The sequence below is a fragment of the Kitasatospora sp. NPDC056446 genome (genome assembly GCF_042796115.1).
GTDB lineage: Bacteria > Actinomycetota > Actinomycetes > Streptomycetales > Streptomycetaceae > Kitasatospora.
Window position 1 is genome coordinate 45,756 of the sequence record NZ_JBHTRF010000003.1, and the last position, 7,964, is coordinate 53,719.

Sequence of the window (7,964 nt, forward strand, 5' to 3'; positions counted from 1 at the left end):
TTTCCCCTCCCACCGAGGCAGCGCCCCGGACCCTCACCGAGCACGCCCGTTCCCGAGCACGGAGAGCACACCATGACATCCGCCGCTGAGCCCGCGGCACCGTACGCCGGGGTGCCGCACCAACCCGACCACGGGCCCGACCAGGACGTCCCGCGCGCCATCACCGCCCCAGCGACCCCCGGCGACCGGGTGTTCCGGGGCGGGCTGAGGGTGGCCGGCTTCTCGGTCTTCGCGATCATGGGACTGATCGCCTTCTTCCTGGTCCTGCGCGGCACCGACGCCCTGCGCGAGGTCGGCTGGTCCTTCCTGACCGAGCAGAAGTGGCAGACCGCCGCCCACAACTTCGGCATCGCCGCCGTCCTGCCCAACGGCCTGCTGATCGCGGTGATCGCCCTGGTCATCGCCGTCCCGGTGGCGCTCGGCACCGCGATCTTCATCTCCGAGTACGCGCCGGTGCGGCTGCGCGCCGCGCTGGTCTCGCTGATCGACCTGATGGCGGCGATCCCCAGCATCGTCTACGGCCTGTGGGGCCTGTTCTTCCTCCAGCCGCGGATCATCGGCTTCGTCCGCTGGCTGGCCAACCACCTGGGGGACTACATCCCCTTCCTCAAGGTGCGCATCGGCGACATCGGCACCTCGTACACCTCCTCCACCTTCATCGCGGGCGTGGTGGTCTCGCTGATGATCATCCCGATCATCACCTCGCTCAGCCGGGAGGTGTTCTCCCAGGCCCCGCAGGGCGAGCGGGAGGGCGCGTACGCGCTGGGCTCGACCCGCTGGGGGATGGTGCGCGCGGTCGTCCTGCCGTTCGGCAAGGGCGGCGTGATCGGCGCGGTGATGCTGGGCTTCGGCCGCGCGATGGGCGAGACCATCGCCGTCGCGCTGATCATCTCGCCGAACTTCAAGGCCATCACGCACATCCTGGAGAACGGCGCCAACTCGATCTCCGCGCTGATCGCGCTGCGCTTCGGCGAGTCGGACGCGCTGTCGCTCTCCGCGCTGATGGCCGCCGGTCTGGTGCTGTTCGCGCTCACCCTGCTGGTCAACGTGCTGGCCGGGATCGTCATCAACCGCTCGCGCTCCGGCGCCGCGACGGCGGACTGAGCATGACGAACCGTCAGACCGCTTGCGGGGCAAGCCGCCACCCGAACCGTGAAGGGACCATCCGATGACCACGCTCGACCTGCCACCGGTCGCGGCGCCCGGGCCCGCCGGCGGGCCGGCGCCCGTCGGGTCCGCCGAGGCCGAGGCCCCGCGCCCCGAGAAGAAGCTCCGGATCGGCGGCGTCACCCGTGACGACGTGTTCACCGTGCTGGGCACGGTGGTCGGATCGCTCGCGCTGGACTGGGTGCTGTACGAGCGGGTGCTGCCGTTCAGCGGCGCGTTCGGCTTCCTGGTCTGCTGGTACCTGCTCTTCCTGGCGGGCTACTACCTGGTCGGCCGGCTCCAGTGGCACCCGATGATGGTGCGCGACCGGCTGGTCTCCGTGGTCGCCTGGAGCTCCGGGGTACTGGTGGTCGCGCTGATCGCCGACCAGATCGGCTACGTCGCCAGCCGGGGCTACGACGCGGCCCAGCACCTCAACTTCTTCACCGAGTCGATGGAGCACACCGGCCCGCTCGACCCGCTCACCTCCGGCGGCGCGCTCAACGCCGTCGTCGGCTCGCTCGAACAGCTCGGCCTGGCCACGCTGTTCGCCGTCCCGCTGGGCATCGCCGCGGCCGTCTTCATGTCCGAGGTCGGCGGCCGGATGGCCCGCCCGGTCCGCACCCTGGTCGAGGCGATGACGGCGCTGCCGTCCATCGTGGCCGGCCTGTTCATCCTCGGCATCGTGATCATCACCTTCGGCTTCGAGAAGAGCGGCTTCGCGGCCTCGCTCGCGCTCACCGTGATGATGATGCCGATCGTCACCCGGGCCGCCGAGGTGGTCATCCGGCTGGTGCCCGGCACGCTGCGCGAGGCCTCCTACGCGCTCGGCGGCAGCCAGTGGCGCACGGTGTGGAACGTGGTGCTGCCGACCGCCCGGCCCGGTCTGGTGACCGCCGTGGTGCTCGGCATGGCGCGCGGCGTCGGCGAGACCTCGCCGGTGCTGCTCACCTCCGGCTTCACCTCGCAGTTCAACGGCAACCCGTTCGGCGAGCACCAGGTCTCGCTGCCGCTGTACATCTGGAACTACGTCAAGCAGCCGTACGACGGCATGATCGCGCGCGGTTTCGCGGCCGGCCTGACCCTGATGGCCGTCGTCCTGATCCTCTTCGTCACCGCGCGCGTGCTCGGCGGCCGTCGCCCCGGGCAGCTGACCCGGGCCCAGAAGCGACGGATCGACCGGGACGCCCGCCGGCTGAGGGCCGCCGCCGTCGGCGCCGTCGCCCGCCCGTACGCCCTGCACCCGCAGGAAGAGCAGTGATGTCCCGTCCGACCACCCTCCGTCCCAGAGGAGTCCCCATGTTCCGGGAGGCCGCAAGGCGCTCCATGGCCCGGCTGCTGGCAGGGGCGATGTCCCTGTCGCTCGCCACGGCCTCCCTGCTGCTCGGGCAGACCCCGGCCCACGCGGCCTCCGTCTCGCTGAGCGCCGACGGCTCCAGCTGGGCCGGCCCCGCCATCGACCAGTGGCGCCAGGACGTGTCCCCGCAGGGCATCCAGATCAACTTCAACCCGGTCGGCTCGGCGGCCGGCCGCACCCAGTGGTCGATCGGACAGGACGACTTCACCGCCTCCGACGTGCCGTTCCGCTCCGCGCCGGACACCGGCGTGGGCCAGGGCGGCAAGGACACCGGCGCCGGCAGCAAGGAGAACCCGGTCTTCGGCTTCTCCTACGTGCCGATCACCGCGGGCGGCACCACCTTCATGTACAACCTGGTGGTCGGCGGCAAGCAGGTCCGCGACCTGCGGCTGTCCCCGCAGACCGTCGTGGACATCTTCACCAACAAGATCACCAACTGGAACGACCCGAAGATCACCGCCGACTACGGCAAGCCGCTGCCCAGCCTCCAGATCACCCCGGTGATCCGCTCCGACGGCTCCGGCGCCACCGCCCAGTTCACCCGCTGGATGGAGCACACCCACAAGGACCAGTGGGACGCCTACTGCAAGTCCGTCAACGGCGTGACCTGCGGCGACTACACCGAGTTCTTCCCGCAGTCCGGCCGGATGACTGCGCAGAACGGCTCCGACGTGGTGGCCGGGTACATCAAGTCCCCGACCAACCAGGGAACCATCGGCTACGACGAGTACGCCTTCGCCAAGCGCAGCAACTGGCCGGTCGTGAAGGTGCTCAACTCGGCCGGGTACTACTCGCTGCCGACCGCCTCCAACGTCGCCGTCGCGCTCACCGCCGCCAAGGTCCGCGGCGTGGACGACAGCACCCCGGCGAACGACCCGAACTACCTGCAGCAGAACCTCGACGGCGTCTACACCATGAACGACCCGCGCGCCTACCCGATCTCCAGCTACAGCTACCTGATCGTGCCGCGCGCCGGAGCCGCCCAGCCCCCGCCGCCGCGCTTCAACAACGACAAGGGCTCCGCGCTCAGCCGCTTCCTCTCCTACGTGCTGTGCGAGGGCCAGGGCAAGGCGGACGACCTCGGGTACTCGCCGATCCCGCGCGGCCTGGTCCGCGGCGGCCTGCTGCAGACCAGGGCGATCCCCGGCAACGCCAGCCCGGTCGACCCGGACACCCTCTCCAACTGCGCCAACCCGACCTTCAACTCGGCCGGTGAGCTGACCGTCCTCAAGAACGCCCCGATGCCGAGCGCCTGCGACAAGCTGGGCGCCCCGCTGGACTGCGTCAACGGCCAGCCGGGCAAGACCGGGTCCGGCGGCACGGGCGGCACCGGCGGCGGCTCCGGCTCCGGCGGCGCGGCCGGCGGCACCGGTGGCACCGGCGGCACCTCGGGCGGCGGCAGCGGCGGCGGGAACGGCAGCGGCGGTACGGGCGGCGCCGGAACGGGCGCGGGCGGTACCGGCGGTGCGGCCGGCGGCGACCCCAACGCGCCCGGCGGCGACGCGGCGGCCGGTGACCCCAACGCGCCCGGCGGCGCCGGAGACGGCACCCAGGACGTCGTCGACCCGCAGACCGGCCAGGTCGTCGCCCGCGGCCGCGGCGGCGGCGCCACCGAGGTGGCGGCCAGCGTGGTCGAGGTCAGCGGCAAGCCCGAGGACTGGACGCTGTCCACCCTCACCGCCCTCGAACTGCTCGCCGTGGTGCTCGTCCCGCCGCTGCTCGGCCGCCGCCTGCTGCGCCGTCGCAACGGCTCGGGCGGCACCTCGTGACCGCCCCGGTGCTGGAGAAGGCGGCCGCGCGGCCCGCGCCGGTGCCGGCGGCCGCGCCGCGGCCCGCCGCCGAGGCCGAGGCCGGCCCGGCCCGGCCCGCGGTGTCGCCCGGGCGGCGCCGGTTCCTCCAGGGCGCCTGGGCGGTCAGCCTCGCCGCCGCGCTGGTACTGGGCTTCGTCGGCTACCTGTTCACGCTCTCGCACGTCCAGCAGCGGCACTACCAGTCCACCGCGTACAAGACCTTCCGCGACCAGCTGGCCAAGGCCGTCGCCCCGACCGGCGCGGCCGCCGACGGCGACCCGGTGGCCCTGCTGGACATCCCGGCGATCGGCCTGCACCAGGCCGTGGTGGTCGAGGGCACCACCGGCCGGGACCTGATGCGCGGCCCCGGCCACCGCCGGGACACCGCGCTGCCCGGCCAGAGCGGCGTCGCGGTGGTCTTCGGCCGCGGCGCCACCTTCGGCGCCCCGTTCGCCGACCTGTCCAAGCTGCGGATCGGCGACCGGATCGAAGCCACCACCGGGCAGGGCAAGTTCACCTACACCGTCAACGTGTACGGCGACGGCGACCACCCGGTCAGCGACCCGGCCCGCAACCGGCTGGTCCTGGTCACCGGGGACTCCGACTGGATCCCCGGCTCCACCGTGCTGATCGGCGCCCGGCTGGAGGGCGACCCCCAGCAGAACCCCGGCGGCCGTCCCGCCACCGTCCCGTACGACAAGGCGCTGGCCGCGGACAAGGGCGCGCTGGCCACCCTGCAGCTGTGGTCGCTCGGCCTGCTGGGCACGGTGCTCGGCGCGCTGGTGCTGGCCCGGTACTGGCGGCGCTCGGCCGCCTACCTGAGCCTCGCGCCGGTGGCCGGCGCGCTGCTCTGGGCGGTCTACGAGAACGCCGCCGCCCTGCTCCCCAACCTGTACTGACGCGCGCCCGGAGGACCGTACCGATGACCGACGCACCACTGAGCGACACCCCGGGGCCCGACCCGGCCGCCGACACCCTGACCCTCCCGCCGGTCGCCCCCTACCCCGACCAGCCGGGCGCCGAGCAGCCGTATGCCGACCGGCAGTACCCCGGCGGCCCGGCCGACGGCGAGCCGCTCGCCGGGCTGGAGACCCGCGACGTCTCCGCCTGGTTCGGCAGCCGCAAGGTGCTGGAGCGGGTCTCGCTGGCCATGCCGGCCGGCGGCGTCACCGCGCTGATCGGCCCGTCCGGCTGCGGCAAGTCCACCTACCTGCGGATCCTCAACCGGATGCACGAGATGGTGCGCGGCGCCGCCCTCGCCGGCGAGGTGCTGCTGGACGGGGACGACGTCTACCGGCCCGGCCGGCGCCCCGCCGAGGTGCGGCGCCGGATCGGCATGGTGTTCCAGCGGCCCAACCCGTTCCCGGCGATGTCCATCCAGGACAACGTCGCCAGCGGGCTCAAGCTCGCCGGGATCAAGGTCTCCAAGGAGGAGCGCCAGCACCTCGTGGAGACCAGCCTGCGCCGCGCCGGGCTCTGGGACGAGGTGGCCACCCGGCTGCACACCCCGGGCGGCGCGCTCTCCGGCGGGCAGCAGCAACGCCTGTGCATCGCACGGTCGTTGGCGGTCTCGCCGGACATCCTGCTGATGGACGAGCCCTGCTCCGCGCTCGACCCGACCTCCACCCGGCGGGTCGAGGAGACCATCGCCGAGCTCCAGGGCCGGCTCACCATCGTGATCGTCACCCACAACATGCAGCAGGCCCAGCGGGTCTCGCAGAACTGCGCGTTCTTCCTGGCCACCCACGACACCCCGGGCCGGATCGTCGAGGCCGGGCCGACCGGGCAGATCTTCGGCAGCCCGCGCGACCAGCGGACCTCGGACTACGTCAACGGGCGCTTCGGGTAGGAGCGCGGCCCGGCCGGCCCGTGTCGTACGGGCCGGCCGGTCACTGCCCGGGGCCGCCCGGCCGGTCGAGGCCGAGCAGCCCCTCCAGCACGGCCGCCACGCCGTCCTGCTCGTTGCTCACCGTGTGCAGCGGCACCGCCGCGAGCACCTCGGGGTGGGCGTTGGCGACGGCGTAGGCGGTGCCCGCCCAGGCCAGCATCTCCAGGTCGTTCGGCATGTCTCCGAAGGCGACCACCTCGCTGCGGTCGATCCCGTGCCCGGCGCACCAGCGGGCCAGCGTGCTGGCCTTGGTGACGCCCGGCGCGCTGATCTCCAGCAGCGGGATCGGCGCCGAGCGGGTGATCTCGGCCAGGTGCCCGGCCACCGACCGGGCCTCGGCGAGGAAGGTGTCCGGATCGAGCTCCGGGTGCTTCGCCAGCAGCTTGAACAGGCCCCGGACCGGGCCGCCGGCCCCCAGCAGCTCCTCGGCCGAGCCGACCTCGTGCTCCAGCTCGTCGCCCCACATCGGCACCGCGTAGCCGGCTTCACGGGCCCAGCCGCCCGGGTACTCGAAGGCGAACGCGGTGCCGGGCAGCTTGGCCCGCAGCACCTCGACCACCGCCAGCGTGGTCTCCACCGGCAGCGGGAACGACTCCAGCAGCTCGCCGCGCCGCACGTCCACCACCGCGCCGCCGTTCGAGCAGATCGCCACCCCGTGGCCGCCGATGTGCGGGCTCACCTGCTGCATCCAGCGCGGCGGCCGACCGGTCACGAACACCACCTGCACACCGGCCGCCTCGGCCGCCGCCAGCGCCGCGGCGGTGCGGTCGGTGACGGTGCCGCCGGAGCAGAGCAGGGTGCCGTCCAGGTCGGTGGCGACGAGGCGGGGAACGGTACGGGGTTCGGTCACCGGTCCATCTTCGCCCATCGGCGCCGCCGGGTCACCGGCGCGGTCGGGGCCGGTGCCGAAGGCGCTCCGGCCGTGCGGTCGAGCCGCTCAGGTCATGCCGCGGAGCCGCTCCGGTGGTGTCGGGGAGCCGCTCCGGTGGTGTCGGGGAGCCGCTCCGGCGGCCGTGCGGGGCCCGATCCGGCCCTTCGTACGCCGTTTCCGGCCGAACCGCGCCCACCGGCGGTGTCTTGACCGCGTACGGCGGGAAGGACTGCCCACGGCCACCCCGTCGGCAGGAAGAGCCATGCCCACTCGCCAGCTCAGAGACCAGCCGCCCCCGACCGTCCGCCCCGACCCCGTCGCCCCGGACGCGCCAGGCACCTCGCGCGACCCGGTCCTGCTCGGCGACGTGCTGTTCCACACCCTCGCGGACCTCGCCCGCCGCACCGCGGCCCCGAGCCTCCCGGCCCAGCGCACCCGCCCGCACCCGTAAGCGCCCGCGGCGCCCGCAGTCCGCGCTGCCCGCTGTCCGTGGCGCCCGTTGTCCACGGCGCCCGCTGTCCGCACTGCCCGTTGTCCGGAAACGCCGGGGGCCTCCCGGGAGCTCGCGATGCGAACTCCCGGGAGGCCCCTGTCACCGGTTCCCTGCCGCGGCCTAGCGGAGCGCCAGCGACAGGGCCGTCGAGCCGTAGCTCGGGACGGGCACCGTGGCGTCGTACCAGTTGCCGTGGGCGCTGTGCACCTCGTGCAGCTGGCCGCCCTCGACGGCCTCGATCACGCGGTCACCGCCCGCGGTGATCTTGGCCGACAGCGCGGTGATGCCGCCGCCGACACCGGGGATGACGCCGTCGTGCCAGCCGTCGGAGGCGCTGTAGACCTCGTGCAGCTGGTTGTTCTTGACGCCCTCGATGACGCGGTCGCCGGCGGCGTTGAAGTTGAAGCTGAGCGCGGAGA

At 73.5% G+C, this 7,964-nt stretch carries 8 protein-coding genes; 6 read left to right on the plus strand and 2 right to left on the minus strand.

The genetic code is table 11. The annotated features are described in order from the left end of the window. Positions 1 to 72: 72 nt before the first annotated feature. The 5 genes from pstC to ACFQ6N_RS02890 all read left to right on the plus strand — a co-directional run bounded on the left by pstC (position 73) and on the right by ACFQ6N_RS02890 (position 6,142). Entirely contained in the window at positions 73 to 1,104 is a 1,032-nt protein-coding gene (gene pstC / locus ACFQ6N_RS02870) for a phosphate ABC transporter permease subunit PstC (protein WP_380646428.1), read from the plus strand. A gap of 64 nt (positions 1,105 to 1,168) precedes the next feature. Next, positions 1,169 to 2,407 (plus strand): phosphate ABC transporter permease PstA, encoded by a 1,239-nt coding sequence (gene pstA / locus ACFQ6N_RS02875; RefSeq protein ID WP_380646429.1) that lies wholly within the window; start codon positions 1,169 to 1,171, stop codon positions 2,405 to 2,407. A 38-nt stretch (positions 2,408 to 2,445) separates the two neighbouring features. Further along, on the plus strand, positions 2,446 to 4,272 hold the full coding sequence (locus ACFQ6N_RS02880; RefSeq protein WP_380646430.1) for a substrate-binding domain-containing protein: 1,827 nt from the start codon (positions 2,446 to 2,448) through the stop codon (positions 4,270 to 4,272). Then, on the plus strand, positions 4,269 to 5,192 hold the full coding sequence (locus ACFQ6N_RS02885; protein ID WP_380646431.1) for a sortase: 924 nt from the start codon (positions 4,269 to 4,271) through the stop codon (positions 5,190 to 5,192). Before ACFQ6N_RS02880 ends, ACFQ6N_RS02885 begins: the two co-directional genes overlap by 4 nt. A gap of 23 nt (positions 5,193 to 5,215) precedes the next feature. Continuing rightward, positions 5,216 to 6,142, plus strand: coding sequence for a phosphate ABC transporter ATP-binding protein (locus ACFQ6N_RS02890; RefSeq protein ID WP_380646432.1), 927 nt, complete (start codon positions 5,216 to 5,218; stop codon positions 6,140 to 6,142). Positions 6,143 to 6,182: 40 nt separating this feature from the next. Here the strand turns inward: ACFQ6N_RS02890 and ACFQ6N_RS02895 are convergent, their stop codons facing one another. After that, positions 6,183 to 7,049 carry an HAD family hydrolase gene (locus ACFQ6N_RS02895; protein WP_380646433.1) on the minus strand — a complete coding sequence of 289 codons (867 nt, stop codon included), beginning with the start codon at positions 7,047 to 7,049 and terminating at the stop codon, positions 6,183 to 6,185. Positions 7,050 to 7,314: 265 nt separating this feature from the next. Between ACFQ6N_RS02895 and ACFQ6N_RS02900 the strand changes: the two genes are divergently transcribed. Further along, positions 7,315 to 7,503 (plus strand): hypothetical protein, encoded by a 189-nt coding sequence (locus ACFQ6N_RS02900; protein WP_380646435.1) that lies wholly within the window; start codon positions 7,315 to 7,317, stop codon positions 7,501 to 7,503. A 162-nt stretch (positions 7,504 to 7,665) separates the two neighbouring features. On the opposite strand, the gene ACFQ6N_RS02905 is transcribed toward ACFQ6N_RS02900, so the two are convergent. Further along, positions 7,666 to 7,964 (minus strand): hypothetical protein (locus tag ACFQ6N_RS02905; protein WP_380646436.1); only part of this gene is annotated, 299 nt, incomplete at its 5' end.

Excerpts from the sequence above, each read along its gene's own strand:
- pstC (WP_380646428.1), top strand. The coding sequence starts at position 73 with ATGACATCCGCCGCTGAGCCCGCGGCACCGTACGCCGGGGTGCCGCAC.
- pstA (WP_380646429.1), top strand. The coding sequence starts at position 1,169 with ATGACCACGCTCGACCTGCCACCGGTCGCGGCGCCCGGGCCCGCCGGC.
- ACFQ6N_RS02890 (WP_380646432.1), top strand. The coding sequence starts at position 5,216 with ATGACCGACGCACCACTGAGCGACACCCCGGGGCCCGACCCGGCCGCC.
- ACFQ6N_RS02880 (WP_380646430.1), top strand. The coding sequence starts at position 2,446 with ATGTTCCGGGAGGCCGCAAGGCGCTCCATGGCCCGGCTGCTGGCAGGG.
- ACFQ6N_RS02895 (WP_380646433.1), bottom strand. The coding sequence starts at position 7,049 with ATGGGCGAAGATGGACCGGTGACCGAACCCCGTACCGTTCCCCGCCTC.
- ACFQ6N_RS02900 (WP_380646435.1), top strand. The coding sequence starts at position 7,315 with ATGCCCACTCGCCAGCTCAGAGACCAGCCGCCCCCGACCGTCCGCCCC.